The organism is Pseudocolwellia agarivorans, from assembly GCF_002000085.1.
Lineage (GTDB): Bacteria > Pseudomonadota > Gammaproteobacteria > Enterobacterales > Alteromonadaceae > Pseudocolwellia > Pseudocolwellia agarivorans.
The window spans coordinates 1-822 of sequence record NZ_MUZU01000046.1; the positions used below are offsets into that span (position 1 = coordinate 1).

Consider the following 822-nt stretch of genomic DNA (forward strand, 5'->3'; position numbering starts at 1 on the left):
TGCGTATTTGATGAACGATACACAATTGAATTTCAGTCTCTGGGAAAATAGCTTTTATCGCCTCAGGAAACCCTGTTAGCCCATCAATACAGGCAATAAGGATATCTTTAACACCTCGGTTATTTAAATCAGTAAGCACCGATAACCAATAATTAGCCCCTTCATTTTCAGATAGGTGTAAGCCAAGGATTTCTTTTTTTCCGTGAATGTTTAAGCCGAGTAAGGTGTAAACAGCTTTACTGATATAGCGTCCATCTTCTTTCACTTTGTAATGAATAGCATCAAGCCAAACAATTGGATAATGGCTATCTAGCGGCCGTTGCTGCCATGCTTTTAACTCTGGAATGAGTTTATCAGTAACGGCACTAATCATGCCCGTGGCGACATTCATGCCGTACATGTCTTCGATGTGCTTATTAATATCACGATAACTCATGCCCATGCTAAACATGGAAAGAATTTTTTGATCTATTTCATCGGTAAGTGCGGTTTGATTTTTCTTAACGAGTTGAGGTTCAAAACTCCCATTTCTATCTCTTGGTGTATCGAGTTCAAAGTTACCAACAGAAGATTTAACGGTTTTGGTGCTAGAGCCATTTTTACGATTAGGCTGCTGTTCGTTGGCAAGGTGTTGTTCAAGCTCTGCTTGGAGAGCCGCTTCACTTAATTGTTTAATAAGTCCAGTAAGTACACCGTCTTTACCATTAAGGTTTTTACCTGCTTGAAGTGCTTTAACTGCATCTTCGAAATTGAATTGATTTGTCATGTGTCATTCCTGTTTTTACTAGTTTACTGAAATGACACAGATTTTTGAACACTACC

At 38.7% G+C, this 822-nt stretch carries 1 protein-coding gene; it reads right to left on the minus strand.

The window, feature by feature from the left end:
- The coding region (locus B0X80_RS20250) for an IS256 family transposase (RefSeq protein WP_139345364.1) at window positions 1-766 on the minus strand (766 nt) is incomplete at its 3' end.
- Window positions 767-822 lie beyond the last annotated feature (56 nt).